Source organism: Glycomyces luteolus, from assembly GCF_027622875.1.
In the GTDB taxonomy this organism is placed as follows: Bacteria; Actinomycetota; Actinomycetes; order Mycobacteriales; family Micromonosporaceae; genus Glycomyces; species Glycomyces luteolus.
Genome location: NZ_JAPZVP010000022.1, coordinates 1 through 26,402, shown reverse-complemented (window position 1 = coordinate 26,402; position 26,402 = coordinate 1). Strand labels below are relative to the sequence as shown.

The window sequence follows — 26,402 nt, the reverse complement described above, 5'->3', positions numbered from 1 at the left end:
TCGGGACCGCTTGATCACGAGATGCATTGGTGTATCAACGATCTGGCGCTCTCAACTCCTCAATGTTCTGGCCTCGCATCTCGGCGGCTTACCGACGGAACGCGGCTCGGGTTGCTGCGGCGGTGGACCTGAAGTAGTCCTGCGGTCGGATGAGCCACCATTCGTCGAACTGGGCGCCGTTGATGACCGCGCGTCGGTAGCCGAAGCAGGCGAGGTACAGCGTCCGGATGTACATGATCGCTTCGAGCCGGTCGAGTTCGTCGTCGGTCGGCTCGATGTGCCGGCGGTAAGCGTTGACGGCAGCGTCGATGCGTTCCTGGTCGGGCCGCCGCGGGTTCCATGATCCCGTGCCCCAGATCAGGTAGGCGAAGTCGGCGAGGCGTGGTCCGCGCCCCGATGCCTTCCAGTTGATCGCGACCGGTCCTTGCTCGCTCAGGATGGCGTGATCGGGGGCGTGCAGGAGATTGCCGTGCAGCAGGGCCTCGGGAAGGCCCTCACCGTCGTCGGCTGAGCGCACCTGGTCCCTGAGTCGCTCGAATCGTTCGCGCTCGGTGGCCGGCACTTTGGTATCCACGGCGTCAAGGAACGCCAGGGCGGCGAGCAGGTCCTGACGCGGGGTGCCTTCACGGCGGGGGTCCTCACCGCTCGCACCCCCCGGTCGGCTCGAGGACTCGTCGTGGGGCAGCGCGTGCAGCCGTCCTAGCAGGTCACCCATCAGGGCGAACTTCTCCGTGCTGTCGGGGAGGGGTCCGCCTTCAACGAACCGCGTGATGAGGACCGTGCTGCCGTCGAAGTCAGATACCGCGTCATCGACCGCCAGGCGCTCCGCGGGGTAGTCCTGTTGCTCCAGGAACCGCAGGATCGCGGCGTCGCCCTCGACGCCTGGCCGCGGGCGGGCGGGGGGAAAGGCCCGTGCGATCCACGGGTCGCCGTCCTTGCGGTCGATGCGGAAGACGTAGGTCTTGTGCACGCTGAGCTTGGTTGCAGCGACCGGGTTGATGTCGTAGCGATCCCGCAGGTGGGCGAGCAGGCGTTCACCTGCGGGCTCATGGTGCATGCGCCCGCCCAGACCCTCCAGGTCAGTCAGCGCTTCGGTGTAGCGCTGACCTGTGTCCTTCGCGTGGTGGCGAACGATCTTCTTGAAACTGCCGTTCTTCGTCATGGGCAAGCCTCCTCGTGACACCCTCGTCCCCCAGCGGCGCGGTGTGCAGAGATGACCTGTGACGTTCAAGGACCATGAGGGCGACTTCCCCTTCGCCAATGGAACTCCGGCTGGGGCGGACGTTCCACGGCTCGGCGTCCGGTCGGCGCCGTCAGCCGGAGCCTATCAACCCGGTGCAGGCAGATCAAGCACTCGATCACCAGCCTCGTTGTTCATACGCTGCGACGGCGTCCGCCAGAGGATCGACGGCATAGGCAGCCGCCGCGCCGCCAAGCGAGGCAGGTTCAGCGCGCACTACTGCGCCTTCTCCGCTGCACGGTCCCCGCTCGACCACCGGTGGCCTGCGACCAGGCCGTAAAACGGGTCCTGTAGATCGCCCTTACAGCCGCCCGGGTGTGGAGGGACGCGGCCCTCCACACCCGGCTCTGGACGAAGCCGGTGTCGAGTGCGGTTTTGGTTACGAGCGTGCTGCGTATTTCCGTGCTCCGGCGTCGCGGAGGATGGTCTTGACGCTGGAGAGTCCGATGGCGTACCGCCTGGCGAGGTCCCTCTGCAACGCTCCCGCGAGGTAGTCTTCGATGAGTCGTCGGCGGTCCTTCGGGGCCAGTCGTTTGCGGAGCGGACGCGGTGCCGTCCGCACAGGAGATGTCAGGCCTGGACTGCGTTCCTGGCTTTTCGTGTCGGGTTTCGCATGCTTCGCCAGGTCGGATCGCAACGCTTTGACCTCCGGGAACGCGTGCGGATAAGCGTTCAGTACCTCCACCATTTCGCAAGACACCCGCCCTGAGCAGGTGAAACAAGTTCGGATCGTGAACAGGTGAATGGCCTTATCCGCACAGGACGGCTTCCCGTTTTCTGCGTCGCAGTGCCTCCGGCGAGCCCGAACGTGCACTGGCGCCCGAAACGGTGAGCAAGGCCTTCGGACCGCGCTCGACGATCGCCCTCACCCGCTCACCGGTCGCCCGCACCTGACGTGCGCCCTGCCGGCTGACACGTTCGCATCGGCCCGAATGCGCCGCTATCCGTTGTGCCACCCGCGCGGGCCAGGAGTACTGCCATAAGGTCATCCGCCGTGTTTGAGGTGGTGGTCGAGATATTGGCCGGTGACACTCCCGGTGACAGAGCGGATCTCGTCCGGGGTCCCAGTGGCGGTGATGGTGCCGCCTTCGCTGCCGCCGCCGGGCCCCATGTCGACAATGTAGTCAGCGTTGGCGATGATGTCGAGGTCGTGTTCGATGACGATGACGGTGGCGCCGTTGTCGATCAGGCGCTGGAGGACCCCGAGCAGCGTCCGGACGTCGAGCGGGTGGAGGCCGATCGAGGGCTCGTCGAAGACGAACAGGGTCTCGCTCTGGTCGCGGCCGAGTTCGGAGGCGAGTTTGAGCCGTTGGGCCTCACCGCCGGAGAGGGCGGGCGTGGCCTCGCCAAGAGTGAGGTAGCCCAAGCCGAGATCGATGAGGGTCAGGAGTCTGGTCCTGACGCGGCCGAGGTCGCTGATCTGCTCGAGCGCTTGCGAGGCGGTGATGGTGAGCAGTCCGGGGAGGGTGAGGCCGTTCCGTTGGTACTTGTCGGCTTCGGGTGCGTAGCGCGAGCCTTGGCATGCGGGGCAGACGATGTCGACGTCGGGCAGGAACTGGACGTCGAGTGAGACCTCGCCAGTGCCTTCGCAGCGCGGGCAGCGCAGTGAGCCCGTGTTGTAGGAGAAGTCACCCGCATCGAGATCGTCAGCCTTTGCTGCCGGGGTGGCGGCCCAGGCGCGGCGCAGGTGGTCGAGGATGCCGCTGTAGGTGGCGACGGTGGAGCGGACGTTGGCGCCGATCGGTGAGCTGTCGACAGCGTCGACACGCTTGACGGGGCCCGCATCGGGTGCGGCGACATGGCCGGGCAGCGGTGTCCCGGCGATGCGCGCCTGCAGGGCGGGGATGAGGCTTTCAAGGATGAGCGTGGTCTTGCCCGATCCGGAGACGCCGGTGACCGCGGTGAGGCGCCCGGCCGGGATCTCGAGGTCGAGGGCGTGCACGGTGTGCAGCGGCCGGGTCGACAAGCGGATGCGGCCGACGTCGAACAGGGCTTCGCTGCTGGAGCGGGCCCGGGCCTGGATGCGTTCGCGGCCGGCGAGGAACGGTCCGATGAGCGATTCGGGGTGTGCGGCGATCTGGGAGGCGTCGCCGGTGGCGAGCACCGTGCCGCCTTGGCTGCCCGAGCCTGGCCCGATCTCGATGAACCAGTCGGCCTCGCGCAGGATCTGGACGTCGTGGTCGACCAGGATCACGGAGTTCCCGTCGGTGAGCAGGTCGCGCATGACGGCGACCAGGCCGTCGATGTTCGAGGGGTGCAGGCCGATCGAGGGCTCGTCGAGGACGTAGAGCACGCCGGTGGTCTCGTTGCGGACGGCCCGGGTGAGTTGGACGCGTTGGCGTTCCCCGGTGGAGAGCGTCGAGCTGGCCCGGTCGAGGCTGAGGTAGGACAGGCCGAGCCCGGTCAGTCGTCGGGCGATCTCCATGAACTGGGCGGTGATCTCGCGGCCCATGCGTGCCATGTCGGGCGCCAGCTCCTCGACGACCTTCGGCACCCACTCCATGAGCTCACCGAGGGTCTTGGCGGTGGCCTCAGCGAGGTCGATGCCGTCGACGGTGGTGGATCGAGCGGCCGGGCTCAGCCGGGTGCCGCCGCAGTCGGGGCAGGTCTGGACGGACAGGAAGCGATTGACTCTCGCCAGGCCTTTCTCGCTGGCGGCGTTCCTGACCGCCTCCTCGACGGAGCGGCGGGCGTTGCGGTAGGTGAAGTTAAGGTCGAACAGCTTGCCGTTCTTGGAGGGCACGCGGATCTCCCGCTTGACCTCGGGACCGTTCATCACCGTCTCCCGCTCGGCGGCGTCCAGTTCCGAGTAGGGAACGTCGGTGCGCACGCCGAGCTCGGCCACCACCTGGGGCATGACGGTCAGTCCGAACATCGACCACGGCGCGACCGCGCCCTCGTCGATCGACTTCGCAGGGTCGGGGACGAGCGCGGCCTCGTCGACTTCGCGGACCACCCCGGTGCCTTCGCAGCGCGGGCAGGCGCCGTCGGAGTTGAACGCGAACGTCTCGGCCCCGGGCGGGTAGAACACCGCTCCGCATTCGGGGCAGGTCAGGTCCATGTTGAGCGCGACGTCGATGGTCGGTGCCTGCCGGTGCCCGTTGGGGCACAGGTGCGCGCCGAGCCGCGAGTACATGAGCCGCAGGTAGTTGAGCAGTTCGGTCGAGGTCCCGAACGTGCTGCGGATCGAAGGGAGCCCGGGGCGCTGGCGCAAGGCGAGCGCTGCCGGGACGTGCTGGACACCGTCGACGTCGGCCCGCGGGGCCTGCGCGAGCCGCCTGCGGGTGTAGGTCGACAGGGCTTCGAGGTACCGGCGCGACCCTTCGGCATACAGCACGCCGAGCGCGAGGGAGGACTTGCCTGAGCCGGAGACGCCTGCGATGGCGACGAGCTGGCGCAGCGGGATGTCGACGTCGATGTTCCGCAGGTTGTGCACCCGCGCGCCGCGGACTTGGATCCGCACCGGCTGGCCGTTCGCGTCAGCCGGTGAAGCGGGCGGAGCCGCCGTTCGCGTCCGCCGTCGGATCAGCCTTTTCGCCTCGATGTCATCAGGTTCCATGCCATGCTCTCCACGTTCGGGCGCCATCGCAGCGGCCCTACCCCATGATGAGAAGTATTCCACAGAAGTATATTCCTTGGAATGCACTTGGGTTAGGCTCACGCAGTCGGGCCGCGTCCGCGGTCCGACGGATCGCGAGAAGGAGGAAGCGTCATGGGTGCACCTGCCATGGGCTCGGTCGGCTGGTTCGAGTTCGGCACCGATCAGCCCGACAAGATCAAGGAGTTCTACGGCGAGCTTTTCGGCTGGCAGTTCAAGCTCAACACGGATCTGCCCGGAGTCAACTACCACGAGATCACCACCGCGCCCGGTCAGCCGTCGTCGGGTGGCATCTTCGAGTCGGGCGGTCGCTTCAGCGACTACGCGGTCTTCTACATCCTCGTCCCGGACGTGGCCGCCGCGGTCGCCAAGGCCAAGGATCTCGGCGCCGAAGTTGCGATGGAGCCGGTCACCGACGCCTCCGGGATCACGTTCGGCCGACTGCGCGACACCGCGGGCAACCACTTCGGCGTCTTCTCCCCGCCCCCGCAGTAAGCGCCGAGCAGGCGAACGGCTCCTGGCACCAGTGGGGTGTCGGGGGCCGTTGCGCGTTCAAGCGGCGCGTTCGGTGATGTGGTCGGCCCCGAGTGCGCGCCCGGCGTCCCTAAGCCGGCTGAGGGTCGCGAGCATTTGGTCGAGGTCCTGCTCTGACGCCACCGATCCGATCCTCGAGGCGAGCTCGCGGTTGAAGATCTCGTTGGCTCGTTCCAGGCTCGCTCTTCCATGGTCGGTGAGTTCGATGAGCGAGGAGCGGCGGTCGGCGGGGTTCGGCATGCGGCGGCACAAGCCGCCCGCTTCGAGCTTGTCGACGACTTTGCTGGTGCCGCCCACGGAGATGGAGAAGGCCGCAGCGATGTCCTGCACCCGCGCGGCCGAGCGGCGCTGGAGCAGGTCCATGATCTCGAACCAGGTGAGCGGCAGTCCGCATTCCTCCTGCAGGAGGGCGTCCATGGCCTCCCACAGCTCGACCTGGTAGTAGACGAGCTCATGGAAGAACGACTTGAGATCAGGCACGACATCGCTTCCTGGGAATTATCTTCACGGACAGCTATATCGTACCGGCGCTGTGCCCGCACCTCGTCGAAGACCTGTGCACCAGGCCGCATCCTGCGGCCTGGGCAACGCGGGCGCGGGGCGGCCCGCCCGGGCCGCCCCGACTGAGCTCGATCAGTGCCCGGCCATGCCGAGATCGGTCAGCCACTGGGGCGTGGTGCGCGGGGTGAGGCCCAGGAGCTGCTGCGCCGAGCACTCCTCGCCGATCGCGTTATGTGGGAGTGCTGCGACGCTCTCGTAGCCGCTGCGGACCACAGCAGCGGCCTCGGTGCCCATGAGCGGAGCCAGGAGGTCACCGAACCTCGCCGGCGTGATCGGCTCGTAGACGACCTCGCGGCCGCAGGCGGCGGCGAAGCCCGCAGCAAGGTCCTTGCCGGTGACGGCCGGGTACTGGCCGACCTCGACGACACCGGTCACCTCGGGCAGGTCGAACAGCCCCGCAACCGCGTCGGCCACGTCTAGGTGCGAGCTCCACGAGGCGGCGAAGCCGTCCGCGAGCGGGTAGCGCAGTACGCCCTCGGCACGAATGCCTTCCTGAACGACCGGCAGCAGCAGGTTCTCCAGGTAGTAGCGGGGTGCGACCACCGCGTGCGCCAGGCCGCTCTCGCCGAGCGCGGCCGCCATCGGGTCCGCGTCTGCGGGAAAGCCGCTGGTGGAGTACACCACCCGCGCGGGGCGCGACTCGATCAACGCGCTGATGATGTTGGCGTATGCCTCACGGGTCGGCTGGTCGGCGACCGGCAGGTGGACGAACCGAATGCGGTGTCGCCCGGTTCCTGACCCTGCTCGAAGGCCCTTGGGCGACGCTCATCGTGCGTGAACTCCTCAACGGCCCGAGGCGTTTCACCGAACTGCGCGCCGCATTGCCGGGCATCAGCCCGCACACACTCACGCGGCGGCTGCGCCAGTTCCCGGTGAACTTCAGCCCGAAGGTCCCGCCGGTGAGGGCCATCTGGGCGCCGATCATCTCGCCGACGGCCACGGCGCCGTCCTTGAGTCCGGCGAAGCGGTGGCCGCCGGGCTGGTGCCACTTGATGTCGGCGGCGAACAGGCCGGTAGCGGTCGGGATGTCGCCGGAGGACATGGCCTCGTAGTACTTCCGGGCGTCGGGTTTCGCATGGTTCGCCAGGTCAGACCGCAACGCTTTGACCAGCGAAAATGCGTGCGGATAAGCGTTCAGTACCTCCACAGAATCGGATATTGACTAGAAGAGCGGTCATCAGGTTGATGACCGATTTTTGCCGTTCCAAGGGTAATTGCGGGCGAGAAGCCCTCTGGGCAATCAATCCTTAGCCAACATCGCGCTGGTGGTCCTCAAGGTTGTCCCGAGAATTGGTCGGCCTCTGCGGCATCGAGGTCAGTCCAGTCCTGGCGACCTGCAACGGCTCGTCGAGCAGAACTGGTCCTTGGTCTAACGAGCGGAGTCTTACCCGCCGGCGCACCCTCACCGCCGTGCATGAATGAACGGGCCTCCCTTGTGGGAGGCCCGTTGCTCTCGCGCTACACCGCGAACTGCCACCAGTCCACATTGAACAGGAAACCGCTGCCCCCGGTGAAATTCAGGTACAGGTCGCGGGTGCCGGTCGCGCCGCTGACCGGGCAGGTGGCAACGTCGCCGTCCTTGTCGTGCTTAACCAACTGCGAGCCGGCACGCCGTAGTTACCGTCTGGTCCATTGCTGGTTGGCCTGTCCGCCGCCGCAGGTCCAGAGCTTGACCTTCGTGCCGTTACTGGTGCCCCAGCCAGAGGCGTCCAGGCACAGGCCGGACTGCACCCCGGTGATCGTGCCGTCGGCGTTGACGTTCCACTGTTGGTTGGGTTGTCCGTTGCAGTCCCAGATCACGACCGCGGTGCCGTTGCTGGTGCCCTGACCGACGGCGTCCAAACACTTGTTGCCGTACACCACGAGCTGCTTGCCGGCGGTGTAGGTCCACTGCTGGTTGGAGCCGCCCCAGCAGTCCCACAACTGCACGTCGGTACCGTTGGCGGTGCCGATCCCGGTGACCTCGAGGCAGCGACCGGACTGGGCACCCACGATCTCGGTGCCGTCCGCTGAGCCGATGCTGCCGGGTACCGATCGCAATGCGGCGTACCATACCGCGGCCATCTTGTCGTATCCGGCGGCGGTCGGGTGGACGCCGTCGTCCAGGTCGGCGGCGGTCAGAGCGCTGTGCATGTCGACCAGGTGCACGTTCTTGCCGGCGTTCACCTTGCTCTGCACGATGCCGGGGATCGCCGCGTTGAAGCTGTTCACCGCCGCGTCCCCCTCGGGCCACCCGAGCGGAGTGATCTGCGCGACGAACACCTCGGCGTTCGGCGCCGTCGTGGTGATGCGGTCGATCAGTGCGGACAGCCGGTTCGGGGCGTTAGAGACGTCGTGGTTCTGCAGGATGTCGTTGGTGCCGATGTGCAGCAGCACGGTCTGCGGCTGGTAGGTGTTCAGCCAGCCGACGATGTTCGCGTCGATCTGGTCGATACGCCAGCCAGGGTGGCCTTCGTGATCGTGGTCGCCGAGACTTCCCGGCCCGTTGAACTGCGACCCGACGAAGTCCGTGGTGTACCCGCCGTTGGCGAGGTGCTGCCACAGACCGATCCGGTACCCGCCCGGCGTGGCGGTGCCCTCGGTGATGGAGTCACCCAACGGCATGATCCGTACCCCGCCGTTCGACTCCGCGCTGGCGGTATCGATCGGCGTCATCACCATGCCCGCTATGAGACCGAGCGCCACGATCGGTCCGAGCCACCTTGCTCTTGTTCGCATCTCTTGTTCCTTGAATTCGTAGGATCGTTTCCGTTCCAGGTGGCCGTAGGGATCCGGGCTCGGTCTCGCACCAAGACCGCCCGTTACCTCAGAACACCCGAGCCGGACCTGCGTCGTGTGCCGCTAGCGGTGCAGGGTCAGCAGACCCGGCCGATAAGGCAGTTACCGCTCACATATCGCAACCCAGTTCCGAAACATCTGATGATTCTTCCGGCGATTCGAACTATAGAGAGATCTCTATGTGTAGTCAATGGCTCGACGGAGGTTTGTTGGTACACCTAGCGTTAAATTGCCGCTTCGAGTGTCGCCTTCACGGCAGTTTCCCGAAGGCCTGCAAGTGATCTCCGGCAGCGATCGTGCCGCGACAGGAGGCAGACAGTCGGTGTCGAAGATCGCTGTATCGACAAAATTTGATTTCGAGATCGACTCGCTGGACGACCCAAGGATCGCCGCGACCGTCCACTTCTACGGGTTCTGGCCCTCCAGCGTCAACATCGCCGGGGCCGCCTACGACGAGCAGGTCGAACAGGACAAGCCGGTCGCGAACCGGAGGATCGGCGACCGCCCCGTGCGTGCCGACGATCCACCAAGAACCGCCACCGTAGATACATATCGATTTTCGATCGTAATCTATTGACTTTCGATCGAAATCAATCGAGAATCGGTATATGAACAAGTTCTTCACCCTGATGCTCCGCCTGGCTCTCGCCGCAGCGTTCCTCGTCGGCCTGTTCGGCCAGGTCGTGGTGGTCCCCAACGCCGTCCTCGAAGCGGTAACGGACTCGTTCTGGGGCTCCTACAACGAACTCCACCCGTATGTCGTGGCCTACACGGTTGTCGCGATCCTCGGCATCGCATGCGTCCAAGTCGCCCTGTTCGCGCTCTGGCGCCTGCTCTCCATGATCCAGAACGGCGCGATCTTCTCCGACCGCGCCTTCCGATGGCTCGACACGATCATCGGTGCCGCCCTCGGGGCCACCCTGCTCGCATTCGGCGTCACCGTGCACCTCACATTCGATGTCGTGCCCTACAGCCGCGAGGACACCATGAGCGCCCTGAGCGTCTGGGGTGGCGCGATCATCTGCGTCGGTCTTGGGCTCTCATTTGCGATGCTCATGGTCATCATGCGGGGCCTGCTGCGCAAGGCCACCGAGTTGAAGTCCGAGATGGCCGAGGTCATCTGATGTCCATCGCGGTCGACATCGACGTGCTCCTCGCCGAGCGCGGCATGTCCGTGGGCGAGTTCGCCGAGGCGGTGGGGATCAGCCTCGCCAACGTCGCGGTCCTGAAGAACGGCCGCGCGAAGGCCGTGCGGTTCTCAACCCTTGAGTCGATCTGCCGTGTCCTCGGCTGCCAGCCCGGCGACGTGCTCCGCTGGGTCCCAGACGACAAGTGAGCAGGAAGGCCCAGTCGCTCCGCGTACGGCCGCGAGGACCAGCCCGGCCAGCGTAGGAGCGAATGAGGACGGGAACTGTCACTGTTCCGAGGCAGAATCGGGCCATGTCCGATACGACTGGCCGCGCGCTCCTGCTCCTCAACCTGCTGCAGTCGCATCGCCACTGGTCCGCACCCGAACTCGCCCAGCGCCTCGGCGTCACGGTTCGGACCGTACGAAGGGACATGGAGCGGCTGCGCGAACTGGGGTACAGGATCGACTCCACCGCAGGCGTGCATGGCGGCTACCGCCTCGCGGCGGGAGCATCGCTGCCGCCGCTGCTCCTGTCCGATGAGGAGGCGGTCGCGATCGCGATCGGTCTGCGCCTGGTGGCGGCGGGCCGCATGCGCCGCGGCGCCGAATTCGCGCTGTCGGTCCTCGCCAAACTCGAGCAGGTGCTCCCGGCACGGCTGCGCCGCCGAGTGAGCGCCCTGGCTCCACCGCTCCAGCACGCGCCCGGGAGTAGCGGCGTTTCATCGGAGGTGCTCACCGATCTGGCGCTGGCATGCCGCGATCGCGAGCGGGTGCGGATCGGCTACACGCCCGCCGGCGGCGAGCGGCAGGAGCGCCGCGTCGAGCCCCACTCGCTCGTCCCGATCGGCGGAGACTGGTACCTCGTGTGCTGGGACCTCGATCGCGCCGACTGGCGGACCTTCCGCGTCGACCGCGTGCGGGACGTCGAGCCGCTGCGCGTCGCGTTCGCACCGCGCGCCCTGGCACCCGAGCGAGTGGATGCGCTGGTCACCGTCGCGCGGACCTGGAGGCCCCACGCACAGGACGCGACGGCGGTCCTCGACATGCCGATCGGGGCGTTCAAGGCCGCCTTCGGCGAGTGGGCACAAGGCGCGGAAGCCGATGGCTCGGAGCGGACGCGCTGGCCAGTGGGCAGTGCGAGCGTGCGAGACATCGCCTACGGCCTCTCGTGGCTGCCGGCGGGGACCCCGTATCGGGTGGAACTCGCCGATGCCGACCGGGACGAGATGCGGAAGATGTTGCAGCACATGCTCACGGCGCTGGACCGGTGACCTTGCGAGGCCACCGGTCCAGCGTCGGCGACGTGCGCTAGCCGGCCTTCCTGGGGTCGGTGAGGCCGGTCAGGGCCTCGTCCAGGCTGGAATGGATGTACTCGAGCTCGGGCGTGGTGAAGCTGCTCCAGTCCTCGGCCCCGTCAGCCTGCCACGCTCCTGCCGCCTCGTCCGATTCCGGAGTCTGCGACCAGTCCTGGACGGCGTCCGGGTTGTGCTGATACACCCACCAGAGGTTCGCCGCCGGGTCCTGGAACCGCGCGAGCGTGTCGCCGAAGAAGTCGGTCGGACGCGTGAGGATCCTCCCGCCGAGTTTCTCTGCACGCGCGAGCACCGCATCCACGTCGTCGACGTAGACGCGGATGAGCGCAGGTGTGAACGGCCAGTGCGGTTTGCGGTCGGCGACGGTGAGCAGTGAATCGCCGATGCGCAGCTCGGCGTGCAGGAGGAGGCCGTCGGTGTCGAGCGTGCGGGCTTCGGGGACGTCTTCCGCCTCGAAGACTCCGGCGAGGAAGTCGATCAGGGCGGCGGCGCCGTCGGCCAGGATGAACGGGTTCACGGTGTTCGATCCGGCCGGGACGGGAGGCGATGCAGTCATGACGGGTCCTTTCAAACGGTGTCTGACACCCCCCATGATCATCGTGAACCAGGTCGGCTTCTGTCCGCATTCACAGTCGACACGAGGACATGAGTGGTCGAAAGAGAAGACTCCAGATGCTCAGCTCATCGACTTCAGCGGCACCCGCAGCGCGACCCGCCAGCCTCCTGTGTTCGTCGGCCCTGCTTCGAATGCTCCTCCCAGCAGTTCCGCGCGCTGCTTGAGGCCGATCAGTCCGTGCTTCGCGCTCGGCAGCGGCACCGCCGGTCGTTTCGGTGCAGTGTTGACCACCTCGGCCAGTACGGCACCGTCGTCTTGAGTGAGCTGGACGCCGACCGCGGCGCCGGGGGCGTGCTTGCGGGCGTTCGTCAGCGCCTCCTGCACGGTCCGGTAGATCGCCCGCTGCACCGGTGGGCTGAGCTCCGGCAGCGGTCCCTTCTCCAGCTCGGCCCCCATACCGGCATTGTCGACCAGTTCGCCCAACTGGTCGAGTGTGGGCTGCGGGGCAAGGCCGTTGCCCGCGCCCCCTCCGGCGCGCAGCACGCTCACCATGTACCGCAACTCATCCAGCGTGCGCGCCGCGAGCGTCCGGATCGTGTCGGCGGCCTCCTTCGAGGCCGCTTCCTCGGTACTCACCTGCAGTGCTCCGGCCCGCACCGCGATCAGGCTCACCTGATGCGACACGACATCGTGCATCTCCCGGGCCAAGTGGGCGCGCTCCTGCGCCAGTACCTTCTGCGTCGCCAGCGCCTGCTCGTGCTCGCGGACCTCGCTGATCTCCTCCAGTCGCCGCGACAGCTCGGCCTTGGTCTGCACCAGCTGGCCCAAGAGCACCGCCGCGCCCGCGGGGGCCAGCGAGTACACACCCCACACCGGCCATGCCGATTCGGACAGGATGTCGCTGCCGCCCCACCACGGGGCGATCGTCAATGCCGCGTACACCAGGGCACACGCGCTCAGCAGCCAGCGGTTTCGCGTCGAGCACGCGACCGTGAACAGCGCGATGAGCGACGCCGCCGACTGGCCCATGAGCAGCGGCATCGGCAGCGTGGCGATGAAGACCGCCAACGGGAACCGGCGACGCGCCGCCAGAGCGAGCACCCCGGCCACGAGCACGGCGTCGTCCCACCAGTTCCCGGGCATGCGGTTGAACCACAGGTCGGCCCCGGCCACGGCGATGAGGGCCGCGTCGAGGAGTACGGCGGGCCAGCGTGAGCCCGAGTGCCACCAGGCCGCCAGGCGGGCCGCGACCGAGCTCATCGCTGCTCGCCTTTGTCGAGCAGGCCCGCGCGTTCGGCCAGGAGCGCGGCCTGGACCCGGTTCGCGACCTGGAGTTTGCCGAGGATCGCCGAGACGTGGTCTTTGACGGTGCCGACGCCGAGGTAGAGGCGGGCGGCGATGTCGGCGTTGGACAGTCCGTCGGCGAGGTGCACGAGTACGGCCCGCTCCCGGTCGGTCAAGGTGCCGATGAGACCGGTGTCGGCGGGCTGTCTGCGGGCCGATGCGAGGTAGCCGTCGACGACGGTGGAGGTGACTTTGGGGGAGAGGGCCACGCCGCGGGCGGCGAGGGTGCGCACCTGCAGGGCCAAGTGATCGGGGGCGGTGTCCTTGAGCAGGAACCCGGCCGCGCCCCGGTGGAGGGCGGCGGTCACGTACTCGTCGTTGTCGAAGGTGGTGAGCATGGCGACCACGGGCGGCGAAGGCTTCGAGAGCATGCGGTCGAGCACGGTCAGACCGTCCACATCAGGCATACGGATGTCGAGCAGGACGATGTCGGGGTGCAGGCGTTCGGCTTCGGCCACCGCGCGGGCGCCGGTGACCGCGCCGACGACCTCGATGTCCGGTGCGGCGCTGAGGATGAGCTCGATGCCGCTGCGGATCAGCGCCTCGTCGTCGACTATCAGTACCCGGATCACGGCCGCTCCTCGCTTGTCGGTTCCACGGATCGATTCGTAGCACGGCCGGACCTCGTCGCGCTTCCGTCGCGGCCGTTCCGCGGCGATTTCCGCCGGTCGGCGGGGGTCCTTCGGTCTGTCGGCGGGCGAGGAGTCCCCGGCAGGAGGGAGCGGTTCCCGCCGTCTGCGGTGGGGGGCGGCCCTTCGCCGGATGGGAAGTGCGCCTGCGCGCCCGCAAGCTGAGTCCATGACTGACACCGACACCGTGCGGAGCGAGCGGACGCTGCGGCTGGTCCGCACTGACCGCGAGACGCCGCCTGAACCGAAACCGCAGCGAGGCGGCGCGCTCGGCCGCGTGCTCGGGCTCGACCTGGCCCGCGCGCTGGCGATCTTCGGCATGTTCTACGCGCATGTGGGACCGATGCAGGAGTTCAAGAACCCCGTGGTCAACACGATCATGCAGATTCCGCACGGCCGCTCGTCGGCCCTGTTCGCGATCCTGGCCGGTCTGTCGCTGGTTCTGCTCGCGGGCGGACGCCGACCGCTGCCGGCGCTCGAGCGCCGGCAGCGGATCGTGAAGATCGTCATCCGGGCGGTCCTGTTGATCGCCCTCGGCACGGCGCTGACCCTCTGGTTGCACACCGACATCGTCATCCTGGCGTTCTACGGTCTGTTCTTCCTGCTCGCGCTGCCGTTCGTGCGGTGCGGCGTCAAGACGCTGGCGGTCCTCTCGGCCGCGTTCGCGCTCGTCGGCTCCGTGGTCTTCTACTGGATCTCCATGGCGCAGCCGGCCTTCGTCTCCGCGCTCAACGCGCACGACCCGATCACCCGCATGGGCGCCGACGGCCTCGGCCGACTGCTGTTCACCGGCCTCTACCCGGCCGTCCCCTGGCTCGCGTACCTCTTCGCGGGCATGGCGATCGCCAAGCTCGACCTGTCCGCCAAGCCGGTGCGCCTCGGCATGGCCTCGGTCGGCGCCGGACTGGCGCTGGTCGGCTACGGACTCTCGTGGGCGCTGCAGAAGGTCCTGTTCGCCGGAGGCGATATGGGCGGCGGCTCCGGCTCCTCCGGTTCGGGTATGGCGTCGTCTTCGATGGGCTCGGGCTCGTCCGGCACCTGGTCGGACTCGATGAGCGGGTTCGATCCGTGGTCGTCGGACATGCTGCAGTTCCTGCTCTCGGCCTCGCCGCACTCGGGCACCGCGTTCGAGCTGCTGGGCAATATCGGCATCGCGATGCTGGTCATCGTCGGATCGGTCACGCTGCTCGACCGCTCGACTCTGGCCCTCAAGCTCCTGACGCCGATCACGGCGGCCGGTGCGATGTCCCTGACCCTGTACGTCGCCCACCTGTGGGCCCTCAACCACGTCCCGTCGAACAGCGACGGCGGCGCGGTCACTGCGGCACTGGCGGTGTGGGGCTGGTTCTGCGTGGTGGGCATCGCGTTCGCCTTCGTGTGGTCCCGGTTCTTCAAGCGCGGACCGCTCGAATACCTCATGCAGTGGGCGACCAGCCCCGCCAAGCTGATCCGCTGATCCAGCCACGGCACGACCGACGCGAGGAAGGCCGCTGGGCCGGGGCAACCGCTCCGGCCCAGCGGCCCCTTAACAATTTGCAGGGAGTACCGACATGACCGAAGCAACCGCTCACGACATCGCGCTCGCCCGCGCGGACGACGCCGACCTCCCGGCCTTCCGGAGGGAACTGCAGCGCGCGTTCACCGAAGCGGCCTCCGCGTACGGCATCGGCGGCGAGGAGGTCCCGATGCCTCCCGATGAGGACGTCCAAGCCTCATGCCGTGCGCCCGGGGCCGCCGTTTACCACGTGCTGCTCGAGGGAGCGAAGATCGGCGGCGCGGTACTGAAGATCGACGACCGGACGCACCGCAACTCGCTGGATTTCTTCTACATCGCCCCAGAGCATCATGGCCGTGGCATCGGCCTCGCGGCGTGGAAGGCGATCGAAGCCGCGTACCCGCAGACCGGAGTATGGGAGACCGGGACGCCCTTTTTCGAGCAGCGCAACATCCACTTCTACGTCAACAAGTGCGGGTTCCACATCGTCGAGTTCTTCAATGAGCACCATCCCGACCCCCACGACCCGCGTGGAGAGGAAGCGGCCGAGGACCATGGCGAGGGCCCGGAGGGGTTCTTCAGGTTCGAGAAGGCCATGCGGCCGTGAGGCGGTGGGAAGCCGGGCCCGTTCCGGTCGGGTGCCGGCCGCCCCGCCGATCGGGGTCCCAGTTCCCGCCGATCGGCGAATCGGATACGCGACCTGCCGGGTGGTTCGCGCCGTCCCCTCGCCACAGAGTGGAGACATGACACATTCGCAACCGCCGCAAGAGGAAGCGGCTCCGCAGGAGCACGCACCTCCCTCGCTTCGAACTCCGGGCGAGCCCGACGATCCCGCCTTGACCGCTCCCCCTTCGAAGGGCGACGCGTCGATGGGACGCCTTGTCGGGGTAGACCTGGCCCGCGCGCTGGCCGTGTTCGGCATGTACATCGTGCACGTCGGGCCGATGCTGTCGACCACGAGCGGCGTCGGCAGCTGGGTCCGCTACATGGCTGACGGTCACTCGTCGGTCCTGTTCGCCACCCTCGCCGGCTTCTCGCTGATGCTCATCGCCGGACGCAAGGAGCCCAAGATCGGCCTCGCCGGACGAAAGGCGAAGGCGCGCATCGCGATCCGCGCCGTCGTCCTGCTCGCCTTCGGCACCCTGCTGGCGAGGCTCTACGGCGATGTCATAATCATCGGCTTCTACGGGGTCTACTTCCTCGTCGCCATGATGTTCCTCAAGCTGAGCGCGAAGACGCTGGCGATCACCGCGGCGGCGCTCGCGGTAGTCGGGCCGCAGCTGGCGTTCCTCATGCGCCCGCTGCTGAGCGGCTCTTTCCAGCAGGCCGTCGACGCGTACGACCCGCTGGAGAAGCTCAGCGGCGTCGGCGTGATCGACCTGCTGTTCACCGGCTTCTACCCGACGATCCCCTGGATCGCGTTCGTGGTGGCCGGCATGGCCCTGGGACGTGTCGACCTGTCCGCCCCCGCCAATCAGCGCCGCCTCGCCGCCCTCGGCGCCGGGCTCACGGCGGTGGCCTACGGCCTGTCGCTGCTGCTGGCCGGCAAGGGCGCGCTGCGGAGCATGGCCGAGGACGGGTCATCCTCGGGCTCGTGGTCGGGTTCGGGCTCGGAGTCCTGGTCGGGCTCGTCGAAGCCGCCGATGGACAGCGGGTCGTTCGACTACCGGCCTTCGGTCCGCGAGCTGTTCGTCGCCGGGCCGCACAGCGGCACTACGTTCGACATCGTCGGCAGCGTCGGCATCGCGATCCTGGTGATCGTGGGAGCGACCTTCCTGATGGACCGCCTGCCGCGCCTGCGCCGCCTGATGACGCCGATCGTCGCGGTGGGCACGATGTCCCTGACGGCCTATGTCGGCCATTTCGTCGTCATGTCCTCGTTCTCCCTGCCGGGTGGCGGCGTCCGCGGTTCCTGGGTCCCGGTGCTCACGCTCATCCTCGGAGCGGTCGTCTTCGCCGCCATATGGTCCCGCTTCTTCAAACGCGGGCCGCTCGAGTACCTGCTCAACCTCGCCACCAAGCCGGCGAAGCACCTCAAGTGAGGCAGGAGATCGCACGATTACCGTCCGAAACGGAGTGGGGCGCCGAACCTGTGCGGTTCGGCGCCCCTTACTGGCGAGGGCTCCAGGCGACAATTGAAGCCTCCGGATGAATCGTGTTGCGACACAGCAGTTTCAACCGGAGGCTTCATCAATACTCAAGCACCTAGAGGACGGTGTTCCACTGCTGGTTGGTGCCGCCGTGACAGGACCAGAGGATGATCTTGGTGCCGTTGGCGCCGGTACCGCCCATCGCATCCAGGCAGAGCCCGTTGAAATCGTTGCGGATCGATCCGTTCGAGTTCACGGTCCAGCGCTGGTTGCTGCTGCCGGTGCAGTCCCAGATGACCACTTGGGTGCCCTCGGCAGTGCCCCAGCCATAGGCGTCGAGACACTTGCCGCCAACCTTGAGCTCACCGGCGGAGGTGCGGGTGAACTGCTGGTTGGAGCCGCCGTTGCAGTCCCACAGCTGGAGCTGGGTCCCGTTGGTCGAGTTCGAGCCGGGCACGTCCAGGCACCGGCCCGAGGCCGCTCCGGCGATCTGGCCGCCGGTGGCCGTCGAGGTCAGACCGAAGAAGCGGAGCGTCTCGGCGGCACGGTGCGGCAGGCCGTGGTCGACGCCCGCCATGCTGATCGCCTCGACGGGAGCCTGGCCGCCGGTGCCGCCGTAGCGGGTCCGGGTCCAGTTCGGCTCCGGCGTGTCGGTGTAGTCGGCGGTCTGGTCGGTGCCGTTGACGTTCGTCCACTGGTCGATCTGCTCCCGGAAGTTCGGGTAGAACAGCGCGTCGTCCTCGGTGCCGTGCCAGATCTGCATGCGCGGCCAGGGGCCGTTGTAGCCGGGGTTGGCGCCTCGCACGGCGTCGCCCCACTGCTGCGGGGTGCGGTCGATCCTGCCTTCGGAGCACTCGGAGTTCCACTCCGAGCCGTTGGTGGTGGCGAAGCAGGTGAAGGGCACGCCCGCGTAGGCCGACCCGGCCTTGAAGACCTCCGGGTAGACGCCGAGCAGGACGTTGGTCATCATCGCACCGGAGGAGGTGCCGGTCGCGAAGATCCGGTTCCGGTCGGCTCCGTAGTTCGCGAGCACATAGTCGACCATCGACTTGATGCTGACGGAGTCGCCGCCGGTGCCCGAGAGCGAGGCTTGCGAGGCGACGTCGAAGCACTTGCTGGAGCGGGTCACCGACGGGTAGACGATGATGTAACCGTGCTGCTCCGCCAGTTCGTCGAACTGGGTGCCGCTGTAGTAGGCCGGGCCGGAGCCGGTGCAATAGTGGTTGGCGACCACGAGCGCCGGGTTCGTAGCCACGTTGTCCGGCACGTACAGGTACATCTCGAGGTTGCCGGGGTTGTTCCCGAAGCTCGTGATCTGCTGCAGCTGCGCGGCGTGCGCAGCCTTGGGGGCCATGAAGACCAACAGCGCGGAGGCCGCGACGAGCGCGATCGTGAAGATCGCCGTCGCGCCGCGGCGCAGTCGGATGACTGTAGACATTGCTTCCTTCCTTTTGATGGGATTGCTGCGGCCAGAGGCGCCCGGACGAGGCGCCTCGGGCCGCTGGAACCGGATCTAGGCGATGTCGCCGTAGATCAGTCCGCGGCCGTTCGTCGTGAGGTAGACACGGCCGTAGATCTGGGGGTCTCCGGTGATGGCGGACCCGGCGAAGGCCCACTGGTGGGCGTCGTCGTTGATGCGCTGCCAGCTGCTGCCGGCGTCCGTCGAGCGGTAGATGGCGGCCTTGCCGCCGATCTCCGCCGAGGTGTAGACCGCCGGGTAACCGGATCCGACGGCGGCCCTGCCGAAGCCGACCGACAGCGCCGTGCCGATCGCGCTGATGCGCGTCCAGGTTGCGCCGCCGTTCTGGGAGTGCCACATGCCTCCGCCGATACCCTGCTTCTCGTCGCCGCGTCCGGCGAGCCAGACGTCGCCCCAGCGGCCGGGGACGACCCGGAAGTCGACGGCGCCGGCCGGCAGGCCGGACGCCCCGGTGTCGGTGAACGTCGCGCCCCCGTTGGTGCTGCGGTAGAACCTGCCGCCGGAGAACGCGTACGCGATGGGCGAGTCGACCCGGTCGGCGCGGATCAGCGCTCCGGCCGGGAGCCCTTGGACGGGGCTCCAGTTCGCGCCGAGGTCGGTGCTGCGGACCGGCGTGACACTGGTGTCGCTCGGCGACCAGAGGATCACGGACGCGTTGGCGGCGATCGCGACGACGCCGGCGTGGCCGCCTCCCGGCACACCTGCCAGCGGCGAAGCGGCCCGCCAGGTCCTGCCGCCGTCGGTCGAGACGCCGACATGGCCGACCCCGTTGTCGTGAGGGTTGCCCGTGCCGACGATGACGTTCGGGTTCCAATGGGCGAAGTCGACGCTGGTACCGGTGGACCAGTCGGAGCGGATCATCGGCTCGGCCCGGCCGAGGTCGGTGTGGACGAACCCGCCGATGTCGCCGAATGCGGAGACGAGCGTCCCGCCGAGCGCTGCGAGGTCGAGGACCGCGGTCTCCTCGACGCCTTCGGCGCGGACGCCGACGGTGAACTTCTGGATCGGCAGGGCCGACCGCTGACCGGACGCGTCTCGGCGGACCAGTTCGCCTTGGGCGTCCCACTGCGTCAGGTCGTCGGTGCCCCAGATGGTGGCGCCGGTGCCCCACATGATCCGGTCGGAGTCGTGCGGGTCGATCGCGAGCGCCTCGATCATCCAGCCGTGCTTGACCGCGTACGTGTCCCCGTCGTCCTGGCGGTTCCAGGACAGCCACGGGGTGCCGGTGTTGTCCATGTCGAAGCGGTCGACCCGTCCGGCGTCGTCCGAGTAGTCCCAGCTGAGCGACCAGGTCGCGCCGGAGTCGGTGGAGCGGAAGAGGACCTCGTCGGGGCCCCAGTTGTTGCACGTGGACGCCATGAGGGTGCCGGGATTCTGGCGGTCGACGGTGACCCCGCCGAAACCGGGGATCGGGCGGCCGGGGTTGTAGGGCGGGGTGACATCGGTCCATGCGCCGGTCAGCGTCGAAAGCCGCTGGATCTTGCCGCCCCGGCCGGAGGAGGGCCCGCCGTTGTAGGGGCCGGGGTCGTGGCTGGTGATGACGTACAGGTAGCCGTTGGTGTTGTCGACTGCGGCCTGCTTCGGGATGGTGCGGTGGCCGTCCACGCTGCCGAGCGCTGCGGCGGCTCCGGGGACGGGCTGCCAGGTCGCGCCGCCGTCCCTCGAGACGTAGAGCGGGTCGGCCGGGTCGGCCACGCCCACATAGATGTTGCCGCCGATCTGGTCGAACTCGATCCAGAGCACGCCCTGGTTGTCGGCGGAGTAAGGGTTCGAGGGATCGACGACGAAATTGCCCGGGTTGGGGAAGTTCCCGACCTTGGCCCAGGTGCGGCCGAAGTCGTGCGAGCGCCACAGTCCGTTGCCCGAGGGGGTGCCCAGGTACAGCTCGTAGTTCTTTGCAGGGTGGACGGCGAGGCGTTCGCCCATGCCGCGCCCGGGCATGTTGCCGCCCTGCTTGAACGGCAGCTCGGCGACGCCCCAGGTCTCGCCGCGGTTGTCGGAGTAGAGCACGGCGCCGTTGTCGGGGTCCCAGTCGGTGGTGTAGGTGCCGACCGCGGCGTAGACCCGGTTCGGATCGACGGGGTCGGTGGCCATGGAGACGACACCGGACCAGCCCCATTTGTCGCGGCCGACCCAGTCGAGGAGGGGCTTCCAGGTCCGCGTGGCTTCCTGCCAGCGGTAGCAGCCGCCGATGTCAGTGCGGGCATAGATCAGGTTCGGCTCGGTCTCGTTGAAGACGATGCCGGGCACGAAGCCCCCGCCGTTGACGACGGCGTTCTTCCAGACGTAGGTGTCGGCGGCCTGCTGGGCGAAGGCCGGGGCGGGCAAGGCGCCGGCCACGAACGCGGCCGCGCTGAGGGTGGTGAAGGTGCGTCGTTGCACGTTGTTCTCCTTGGGTTGGGATGTAGGGCGCGAAGCGGCACTGGGATCGATGGGAACCCCATGCCGCTCGTTCAGGTGTCGCCTAGCCCTTGGCTGGTGACGTCGTAGTCGACCGCGCGGTCTTGGGCCTTGGGCGCTGGCGGCCCCGCGCGGTCCTGCGGGGAGGATGCTGACAACGGCGGCGGCGATCGCGCCGAGGCGCAGTCGTTACCGCCCAAGAGTCGGGTTCGTGTCAAGACTCCTTGCCAGGAGCGTGGAGTTCGGCGAAGGACAAGAGGTACTGAGGCATCGAGATATGTAGATTCCTAACCTGACGCGAAGTACGCTACGGCCTGCGGGCAACTTTGTCAACTAACGAAACGAAGTAAGTGCCGTGATGGCAGTCAGACTGCGCCGTGGAGCTTGCGAACATCGAATGTGATCGCTCACATGACTTGCCATCCTCACCCGTTCCGACTCATGGGCTGATGTTGGTTTCTTTAATTGACAAAGTAATGGTGTCGGCACGGCAAGGGGAACCCTCCTCCCCGTCGTCGTCGACCTCGAGTCTCCGCAGAATCGGATATTGGGTACAGGAGCGGCCACGGGCACCTGGTGGCGAATGGCAGTCGTCGGCAGCGGCTGGCGGGCGACAGTCCCAGTCTTCCTGCAGTACTCCGCGTCAGTGGTTATGGTGAAGACGACCGGTTCCGATGAGCGCGCACGACTGGGGAGAGGATCGTGCCGTGGGCGAGCCCTTCGAGCTGACGTTCAACAATCTGAACGACTCGCCGGAGAGACGATCAGAGTCGGCCTCATCAGGAGGAGTGCCGCCTCCGAAGGCCGGCAGCGACTTCGCCGAGCTCTCGCGCAGGGTCCGAGCTGCCGGACTCATGCGCGGCCGCTCCCGATACTATGCGCTCCGGTTCGCGCTCGTGGGCGCTGTGTTCGCCGCTTCCTGGGCGGGTTTCGTCCTCATCGGCGACACCTGGCTGCAGATGTTCACCGCAGTGTTCCTGGCCCTGGTCAGTGCCCAGGTGGCGCTGCTCGGCCACGATCTGGCGCACCGCCAGGTCTTCCGCAGCCGCACCATGTCCGAGCGGGTCGGCTGGTTCACCGGCAACCTCGCCAACGGCATGGGCTACGGCTGGTGGACCGAGAAGCACAACCGCCACCACGCCAATCCCAACCACGAAGATCTCGACCCTGACGTCTCCCCGGGCTTGTTCGTGTGGTCGCAGCGCCAAGCGCGCGCGGCCCAGGGCATGAGCCGGTTCTTCGTCAAGTACGAGGCGCAGCTGTTCTTCCCCGCGCTGCTCTTCGAGGGGTTCAACCTCAACTGGTCGGGCATCAGGTCGGTCCTCAAACCGGGCCTGAGGCACCGAGGTGTGGAGGCGGCACTGCTCGCGGTGCACCTCGCCGCGTATCTCTCGGCGGTGTTCCTCGTGCTCTCGCCTGGCAGGGCGATCGTGTTCATCCTGGTGCACAAAGCGGTCTGGGGCCTCTACATGGGCTCGGTGTTCGCCCCCAACCATAAAGGCATGCCGACTCTCGTCGGCGAGACCGAGCTGGACTATCTCCGCAAGCAGGTGCTGACTTCCCGGAATGTCAAGGGCGGCTGGCTGACCGACGTCGCGCTCGGCGGCCTGAACTACCAGATCGAGCATCACCTGTTCCCCGGTATGCCGTCGGTGCACCTGGGACGGGCGCAGCCGATCGTGCGCGAGTTCTGCGCCGAAAAGGGCATCCCCTACACCGAGACCGGTCTCATCCAGTCCTGGCGCGAGGCCCTGACCCAGCTGCACCGCAACGGCGAACCTCTGCGCCATCCGCTCCGATCGGGCTAACGGCGCACCCGCCGCACCGCGGCCCTGCCGGGGCCACGGCGGGTTGATGGCCCGGGCGGGGATCCCCGTCGTCTGGTCACGCCCGAGTCGGTGGACCGGCCGCCGCAACGACCCTGCCGCTGGCCGAAATGACCGCGCAGCAGGCTCCCGGCGGCCCGGCTTTGGCCCCCGGACCCCGGCCTCTACGGCGGCGCGGACGGCGCTGCGGTGCTCGGGCATCCGGTCCCGGCTCTCGTGCGCGGAGACCAGGAACAGGGTGCGCACCCCGGTGAGCGCGGTGCGCAGCGCGGATTCGTCCTCGAAGGACGCGACCGCGGCCTCGGCGCCGTCCAGTTCCGGCGCGCGGGAGCGGTCGCGCACGATGAGCCGTTGCGGCACACCGCGATCGGCGAGCATCCGGGCCACCCTCGACCCAGCTGGCCCGTTGCCCCGGTGACGGCGATGAGTTCCACGCTCCGGCCCCTTTCCTCCGCATCCACCCGCCAGTATCCCCGCCGCGCCCGGGCCGCCGCGCCGGTCGGTCGGCATCCCGGCCGGGATGGCCAGTACCGCAACGAATCCCGCCAACGGCCGGAATTGCGCGGCGGGCTCCTTTACATTCAGGACCGCATCTCCACCTGCTTCCGCAGCCCGGAACCCCGGACCGCGGTCGGTATGCACCGAGAGGAACCGGGAACTTGCACACGAGCCGAATCCTGGTCGCAGCGGCCTTCGGGGCCGTCGCCACCGTGACCTGGGCGCCCGCCGCCATCGCCGAACCCGACACCGAACCGCGGTACGCGGCCAACCAGATCGCGCAGGTCGAGCCCGCCGACGCGGACCTCGTGGCGGGAGAGGCCCACCGCGTGCGCCACCGCGACGCGGCGTTCATCAAGACCCGCTTCGACGAGGTGGTGCTCGGCTCGGGCGACACGCTCACCGTCGCGAGCCCCGACGGCGCGGAGTCCTACATGTACCGAGCGGCCGATGTGGAGGCCGGTGAGCTGCGGGCGCTCTCGATCGAGGGCGACACCGCCGAGGTCCTGCTCCACGACGCCGAAGACGGCACGGCCGCGACCGCGCACCTGGCCGCTTACTCGCGCGGGCTCAACGAGGCCGAGCTGGCATCCCGCCCGAGCGAACGGGAGGCCGGTCCCGAGAGCATCTGCGGGAAGGACGACTCGAGGAACGCCGTCTGCTACAGGGAGTCCGACCCCGAGGTGTGGGACGCCGGCCGGTCGGTCGCCCGGCTCATCATCAACGACGAGTCCTACTGCACCGCATGGCTCGCCGACCACGGCAACCGCCTCATGACCAACAACCACTGCTTCACCACCAGCGCCGAAGCGCGGGTCACCGAGGTCCAGTTCAAGTACAGGTGCCTCGAGTGCTCGGGCGGTGCGACCCGCGTCCCGCTCAAAGTCCGGGGCGCGGAGGTCCTCGCCACGAACTACAAGTACGACTTCACGCTGTTCACCGTAGCCGACTACGAGAAGATCGATCATCTGCCGCACCTGCCGATGGACACCGACCGCGCCTACGCCGGCGAGAAGGTGTTCATCGCCGAGCACCCGGGGGGCAGGCCGCTGCGGATCGCGGCCGTCAGCGACCGGGGCGGGCCGAGCGGCGCCATCCGGCTGTGCAAGATCATCGACAATGGCGCCAACGGCAACGGCCTGCGGACCGACCTGTCCTACTACTGCGACACCGAGGGCGGCTCGTCCGGCTCCCCTGTGATCAGCCGAGACACCGGCGAAGTCGTGGGCCTGCACCACCTGGGGGGCTGCCCGAACCAGGCGGCGCGAATGGACCGGATCTGGCCGCTGATCGCGCCGTACTACAGATAAGACCATGAGACGGTTCGACGGGAAACGGGCGGCGGGATCACCCGCCGCCCGTTCTCCTTGCCCGTGGCGGGGCTGATCGCCGGCGGCCGTCGCGGGACGGTCGAGGCCGCCTAACCGGTCTCCGCTTCGGTGAGGGCGGCGAGCTGGGCGGTGACCGTGCTCCAGCCTTCGGCGAAGCCGAGCTCCTCGTGCAGTTCGCGCGACTCCGGGTCGCCGTGGCGGACCCGCACGCGGTAGTCGGTGCCGTCCGGATGGTCGGCCAGCATGATCTCGGCGGTCATCGACACCGGTTGGGGCCGCGCGGGGCGCCAGTCGCTGTCGAGCCCGTTCGTGAAGACCAGCCGCACCCGGTCCTCGACCACGAGGAAGCAGCCGTCGAGGTGCGGGACGAACGCGCTGCCGTCCTCGCTCATGCGGGTGACGAGCGCGCCGCCGGGCCGGGCCTCGAGCCGGTCGACGCGGCAGACGAGCGGCGCCGGGATCCACCAGCGCGCGAAGCGGTCCGGGTCGGTCCAGGCGCGCCATACCAGGTCGCGCGGTGCGCGGATGACGCGTTCCAGGCCCAGGTCCAGTGCAGGGTTGAAAGCGGCTGCAGCGTTGAAAGCGGCAGAGTCGAGTTCGGGATTCATCGCTCCTCCTCGGTTTCCGTCACGAAGCGCTCGAGCCTGTCGGTGCGCTCCTCCCAGATCCGGCGCTGCTCGGCGAGCCAGCCGTCGACGAGCGCGAGGCGCTCGCGCCGGAGCGCGCAGGTGCGCACCCGGCCGGACTTGGTGGTGCGGATGAGGCCGTTCGCCTCGAGGGTCCGCACGTGCTTCATGAACGAAGGCAAGGTGATCGGAAACTCGCGGGCAAGGTCGCCGACGCTCTGGGGGCCGCGGCCGAGGCGTCGCACGACCTCCCGTCGGGTCGGGTCGGCGAGGGCCACGAACAATCCGTCCAGCTCCTCCAAATACTTTGCCATAAGGCTAAGTATTGCTCGCCGGAGCGGCGAGCGCAACGAATCGGCGGTTCCCGATCCGCTCACAGCGAAACGTCCTGGTCCGCGGGCCCCCTCCGGACCTACGATGAGGCATGGCCGAGACTGCACCCGCGCTGCCCCAGGACACCGACCCGAAGCCGGACCGCGCCCCCCACGACGGCGAACCGCTCTGGCGCGACGCCCTCGGCGAATGCCTCCGCGACCTGCGCCACGACCGCGGCGAGAAGCTCACCGAGACCGCCGGCCGCGCCGGGATCTCCCCGCAGTACCTCTCCGAGATCGAACGCGGCATGAAGGACCCCTCGAGCGAGATGATCGCCGCCGTCGCCGGGGCCCTCGAACTCACCCTCACCGACCTCACCGTGGCAGTGGCCGAACGCCTGCAGTCGTTCCAGTTCTCCGCTTCCGTCGCCGCCTACGTCCGCGATTCGGCGTACGCGCTGGCGGCCTAGCTGTATTGCCCCGTGAGGTTGGGAACGCGGGTGGCGGGTGGGTTGCCTCCGAGTGCGGTATGGCCGCGGTGATGGTTATACCAGTGCAGCCATGCCGGGAGGGCGGCTCGTCGCTCGTGTTCTGACCGGTAGGGGCGGGCGTAGGCCCATTCGTCGGTCAGGGTGCGGTGGAACCGTTCGACTTTCCCGT

Annotated in this window: 25 protein-coding genes and 2 pseudogenes; 12 read left to right on the top strand and 15 right to left on the bottom strand. The window is 68.1% G+C overall.

Annotation, left to right across the window (positions count from 1 at the left end):
* Positions 1-88: 88 nt before the first annotated feature.
* Positions 89-1,162 carry a phosphotransferase enzyme family protein gene (locus tag O1R50_RS22025; RefSeq protein WP_270112382.1) on the bottom strand — a complete coding sequence of 358 codons (1,074 nt, stop codon included), beginning with the start codon at positions 1,160-1,162 and terminating at the stop codon, positions 89-91.
* Positions 1,163-2,225: 1,063 nt separating this feature from the next.
* The gene (locus O1R50_RS22020) at positions 2,226-4,799 is read right to left on the bottom strand and encodes an ATP-binding cassette domain-containing protein (protein ID WP_270112381.1); all 2,574 of its coding nucleotides are present in this window, start codon (positions 4,797-4,799) and stop codon (positions 2,226-2,228) included.
* 153 nt (positions 4,800-4,952) lie between these two features.
* Between O1R50_RS22020 and O1R50_RS22015 the strand changes: the two genes are divergently transcribed.
* The gene (locus O1R50_RS22015) at positions 4,953-5,333 is read left to right on the top strand and encodes a VOC family protein (protein WP_270112380.1); all 381 of its coding nucleotides are present in this window, start codon (positions 4,953-4,955) and stop codon (positions 5,331-5,333) included.
* Positions 5,334-5,390: 57 nt separating this feature from the next.
* Here O1R50_RS22015 and O1R50_RS22010 read toward each other — a convergent pair whose 3' ends face one another.
* Both O1R50_RS22010 and O1R50_RS22005 read right to left on the bottom strand, forming a co-directional pair.
* The gene (locus tag O1R50_RS22010; RefSeq protein WP_270112379.1) at positions 5,391-5,852 is read right to left on the bottom strand and encodes a MarR family winged helix-turn-helix transcriptional regulator; all 462 of its coding nucleotides are present in this window, start codon (positions 5,850-5,852) and stop codon (positions 5,391-5,393) included.
* Positions 5,853-6,005: 153 nt separating this feature from the next.
* A complete protein-coding gene (locus O1R50_RS22005) occupies positions 6,006-6,581 on the bottom strand; it encodes a Rossmann-fold NAD(P)-binding domain-containing protein (protein ID WP_270112378.1) in 576 nt (191 codons plus the stop codon).
* A gap of 20 nt (positions 6,582-6,601) precedes the next feature.
* Here O1R50_RS22005 and O1R50_RS26520 point away from each other — a divergent pair, with 20 nt between their 5' ends.
* Entirely contained in the window at positions 6,602-6,985 is a 384-nt protein-coding gene (locus O1R50_RS26520; RefSeq protein ID WP_408612786.1) for a winged helix-turn-helix transcriptional regulator, read from the top strand.
* Between the two features lie 406 nt (positions 6,986-7,391).
* Here the strand turns inward: O1R50_RS26520 and O1R50_RS21995 are convergent.
* Together O1R50_RS21995 and O1R50_RS21990 are read right to left on the bottom strand one after the other, a co-directional pair.
* A pseudogene (locus O1R50_RS21995) lies at positions 7,392-7,496 on the bottom strand (carbohydrate-binding protein); the annotation flags it as partial.
* Positions 7,497-7,550: 54 nt separating this feature from the next.
* Positions 7,551-8,651: a ricin-type beta-trefoil lectin domain protein gene (locus O1R50_RS21990; protein WP_270112374.1), complete on the bottom strand. Its 1,101-nt coding sequence runs from the start codon at positions 8,649-8,651 to the stop codon at positions 7,551-7,553.
* A 337-nt stretch (positions 8,652-8,988) separates the two neighbouring features.
* Between O1R50_RS21990 and O1R50_RS21985 the strand changes: the two genes are divergently transcribed.
* From O1R50_RS21985 to O1R50_RS21970, 4 genes are all read left to right on the top strand, one after another.
* A complete protein-coding gene (locus tag O1R50_RS21985) occupies positions 8,989-9,288 on the top strand; it encodes a hypothetical protein (RefSeq protein WP_270112373.1) in 300 nt (99 codons plus the stop codon).
* Between the two features lie 31 nt (positions 9,289-9,319).
* A complete protein-coding gene (locus O1R50_RS21980) occupies positions 9,320-9,835 on the top strand; it encodes a DUF2975 domain-containing protein (protein WP_270112372.1) in 516 nt (171 codons plus the stop codon).
* A complete protein-coding gene (locus O1R50_RS21975) occupies positions 9,835-10,047 on the top strand; it encodes a helix-turn-helix domain-containing protein (protein WP_270112371.1) in 213 nt (70 codons plus the stop codon). Before O1R50_RS21980 ends, O1R50_RS21975 begins: the two co-directional genes overlap by 1 nt.
* A 104-nt stretch (positions 10,048-10,151) precedes the next feature.
* Positions 10,152-11,111 (top strand): helix-turn-helix transcriptional regulator, encoded by a 960-nt coding sequence (locus tag O1R50_RS21970; protein ID WP_270112370.1) that lies wholly within the window; start codon positions 10,152-10,154, stop codon positions 11,109-11,111.
* A gap of 37 nt (positions 11,112-11,148) precedes the next feature.
* Here the strand turns inward: O1R50_RS21970 and O1R50_RS21965 are convergent, their stop codons facing one another.
* From O1R50_RS21965 to O1R50_RS21955, 3 genes are all read right to left on the bottom strand, one after another.
* Positions 11,149-11,709: a VOC family protein gene (locus tag O1R50_RS21965; RefSeq protein WP_270112368.1), complete on the bottom strand. Its 561-nt coding sequence runs from the start codon at positions 11,707-11,709 to the stop codon at positions 11,149-11,151.
* Positions 11,710-11,829: 120 nt separating this feature from the next.
* Positions 11,830-12,969, bottom strand: a complete 1,140-nt coding sequence (locus tag O1R50_RS21960; protein WP_270112367.1) for a sensor histidine kinase — start codon at positions 12,967-12,969, stop codon at positions 11,830-11,832.
* Entirely contained in the window at positions 12,966-13,625 is a 660-nt protein-coding gene (locus O1R50_RS21955; protein ID WP_270112366.1) for a response regulator, read from the bottom strand. Before O1R50_RS21955 ends, O1R50_RS21960 begins: the two co-directional genes overlap by 4 nt.
* A 226-nt stretch (positions 13,626-13,851) precedes the next feature.
* On the opposite strand from O1R50_RS21955, the gene O1R50_RS21950 reads away from it, so the two are divergent.
* From O1R50_RS21950 to O1R50_RS21940, 3 genes are all read left to right on the top strand, one after another.
* On the top strand, positions 13,852-15,138 hold the full coding sequence (locus O1R50_RS21950; RefSeq protein WP_270112365.1) for a heparan-alpha-glucosaminide N-acetyltransferase domain-containing protein: 1,287 nt from the start codon (positions 13,852-13,854) through the stop codon (positions 15,136-15,138).
* 94 nt (positions 15,139-15,232) lie between these two features.
* A complete protein-coding gene (locus tag O1R50_RS21945) occupies positions 15,233-15,784 on the top strand; it encodes a GNAT family N-acetyltransferase (RefSeq protein WP_270112364.1) in 552 nt (183 codons plus the stop codon).
* Between the two features lie 136 nt (positions 15,785-15,920).
* Positions 15,921-17,219 (top strand): DUF418 domain-containing protein, encoded by a 1,299-nt coding sequence (locus O1R50_RS21940; protein WP_408612785.1) that lies wholly within the window; start codon positions 15,921-15,923, stop codon positions 17,217-17,219.
* 163 nt (positions 17,220-17,382) lie between these two features.
* Here O1R50_RS21940 and O1R50_RS21935 read toward each other — a convergent pair whose 3' ends face one another.
* Both O1R50_RS21935 and O1R50_RS21930 read right to left on the bottom strand, forming a co-directional pair.
* The gene (locus O1R50_RS21935) at positions 17,383-18,705 is read right to left on the bottom strand and encodes an extracellular catalytic domain type 1 short-chain-length polyhydroxyalkanoate depolymerase (RefSeq protein WP_270112362.1); all 1,323 of its coding nucleotides are present in this window, start codon (positions 18,703-18,705) and stop codon (positions 17,383-17,385) included.
* Positions 18,706-18,780: 75 nt separating this feature from the next.
* Positions 18,781-21,129, bottom strand: a complete 2,349-nt coding sequence (locus O1R50_RS21930; protein ID WP_270112361.1) for a WD40/YVTN/BNR-like repeat-containing protein — start codon at positions 21,127-21,129, stop codon at positions 18,781-18,783.
* A gap of 806 nt (positions 21,130-21,935) precedes the next feature.
* Here O1R50_RS21930 and O1R50_RS21925 point away from each other — a divergent pair.
* Positions 21,936-22,955 carry a fatty acid desaturase family protein gene (locus tag O1R50_RS21925; protein WP_270112360.1) on the top strand — a complete coding sequence of 340 codons (1,020 nt, stop codon included), beginning with the start codon at positions 21,936-21,938 and terminating at the stop codon, positions 22,953-22,955.
* A gap of 171 nt (positions 22,956-23,126) precedes the next feature.
* Here the strand turns inward: O1R50_RS21925 and O1R50_RS26515 are convergent.
* Positions 23,127-23,407 (bottom strand): annotated as a pseudogene (locus O1R50_RS26515) (NmrA family NAD(P)-binding protein); the annotation flags it as partial.
* Between the two features lie 225 nt (positions 23,408-23,632).
* On the opposite strand from O1R50_RS26515, the gene O1R50_RS21920 reads away from it, so the two are divergent.
* A complete protein-coding gene (locus tag O1R50_RS21920) occupies positions 23,633-24,781 on the top strand; it encodes a trypsin-like serine peptidase (protein ID WP_270112359.1) in 1,149 nt (382 codons plus the stop codon).
* A gap of 110 nt (positions 24,782-24,891) precedes the next feature.
* Here O1R50_RS21920 and O1R50_RS21915 read toward each other — a convergent pair whose 3' ends face one another.
* Together O1R50_RS21915 and O1R50_RS21910 are read right to left on the bottom strand one after the other, a co-directional pair.
* Positions 24,892-25,410, bottom strand: a complete 519-nt coding sequence (locus O1R50_RS21915) for an SRPBCC domain-containing protein (RefSeq protein WP_270112358.1) — start codon at positions 25,408-25,410, stop codon at positions 24,892-24,894.
* Positions 25,407-25,742, bottom strand: coding sequence for an ArsR/SmtB family transcription factor (locus tag O1R50_RS21910; protein WP_270112357.1), 336 nt, complete (start codon positions 25,740-25,742; stop codon positions 25,407-25,409). Before O1R50_RS21910 ends, O1R50_RS21915 begins: the two co-directional genes overlap by 4 nt.
* A 110-nt stretch (positions 25,743-25,852) precedes the next feature.
* Here O1R50_RS21910 and O1R50_RS21905 point away from each other — a divergent pair, with 110 nt between their 5' ends.
* Positions 25,853-26,212: a helix-turn-helix domain-containing protein gene (locus tag O1R50_RS21905; RefSeq protein ID WP_270112356.1), complete on the top strand. Its 360-nt coding sequence runs from the start codon at positions 25,853-25,855 to the stop codon at positions 26,210-26,212.
* Here the strand turns inward: O1R50_RS21905 and O1R50_RS21900 are convergent.
* The coding region (locus O1R50_RS21900) for an integrase core domain-containing protein (RefSeq protein ID WP_270110841.1) at positions 26,209-26,402 on the bottom strand (194 nt) is incomplete at its 5' end. The genes O1R50_RS21905 and O1R50_RS21900 overlap by 4 nt on opposite strands.

Bases quoted from the DNA above. Each gene is read 5' to 3' on its own strand.
- O1R50_RS21940 (WP_408612785.1), top strand. From the start codon at position 15,921: ATGACACATTCGCAACCGCCGCAAGAGGAAGCGGCTCCGCAGGAGCAC.
- O1R50_RS21910 (WP_270112357.1), bottom strand. From the start codon at position 25,742: ATGGCAAAGTATTTGGAGGAGCTGGACGGATTGTTCGTGGCCCTCGCC.
- O1R50_RS26520 (WP_408612786.1), top strand. From the start codon at position 6,602: ATGCCTCACGGGTCGGCTGGTCGGCGACCGGCAGGTGGACGAACCGAA.
- O1R50_RS21905 (WP_270112356.1), top strand. From the start codon at position 25,853: ATGGCCGAGACTGCACCCGCGCTGCCCCAGGACACCGACCCGAAGCCG.
- O1R50_RS22025 (WP_270112382.1), bottom strand. From the start codon at position 1,162: ATGACGAAGAACGGCAGTTTCAAGAAGATCGTTCGCCACCACGCGAAG.
- O1R50_RS22020 (WP_270112381.1), bottom strand. From the start codon at position 4,799: ATGGAACCTGATGACATCGAGGCGAAAAGGCTGATCCGACGGCGGACG.
- O1R50_RS21960 (WP_270112367.1), bottom strand. From the start codon at position 12,969: ATGAGCTCGGTCGCGGCCCGCCTGGCGGCCTGGTGGCACTCGGGCTCA.
- O1R50_RS22015 (WP_270112380.1), top strand. From the start codon at position 4,953: ATGGGTGCACCTGCCATGGGCTCGGTCGGCTGGTTCGAGTTCGGCACC.
- O1R50_RS21970 (WP_270112370.1), top strand. From the start codon at position 10,152: ATGTCCGATACGACTGGCCGCGCGCTCCTGCTCCTCAACCTGCTGCAG.
- O1R50_RS21975 (WP_270112371.1), top strand. From the start codon at position 9,835: ATGTCCATCGCGGTCGACATCGACGTGCTCCTCGCCGAGCGCGGCATG.
- O1R50_RS21990 (WP_270112374.1), bottom strand. From the start codon at position 8,651: ATGCGAACAAGAGCAAGGTGGCTCGGACCGATCGTGGCGCTCGGTCTC.
- O1R50_RS21945 (WP_270112364.1), top strand. From the start codon at position 15,233: ATGACCGAAGCAACCGCTCACGACATCGCGCTCGCCCGCGCGGACGAC.
- O1R50_RS21935 (WP_270112362.1), bottom strand. From the start codon at position 18,705: ATGTCTACAGTCATCCGACTGCGCCGCGGCGCGACGGCGATCTTCACG.
- O1R50_RS21965 (WP_270112368.1), bottom strand. From the start codon at position 11,709: ATGACTGCATCGCCTCCCGTCCCGGCCGGATCGAACACCGTGAACCCG.
- O1R50_RS21950 (WP_270112365.1), top strand. From the start codon at position 13,852: ATGACTGACACCGACACCGTGCGGAGCGAGCGGACGCTGCGGCTGGTC.
- O1R50_RS21980 (WP_270112372.1), top strand. From the start codon at position 9,320: ATGAACAAGTTCTTCACCCTGATGCTCCGCCTGGCTCTCGCCGCAGCG.
- O1R50_RS21915 (WP_270112358.1), bottom strand. From the start codon at position 25,410: ATGAATCCCGAACTCGACTCTGCCGCTTTCAACGCTGCAGCCGCTTTC.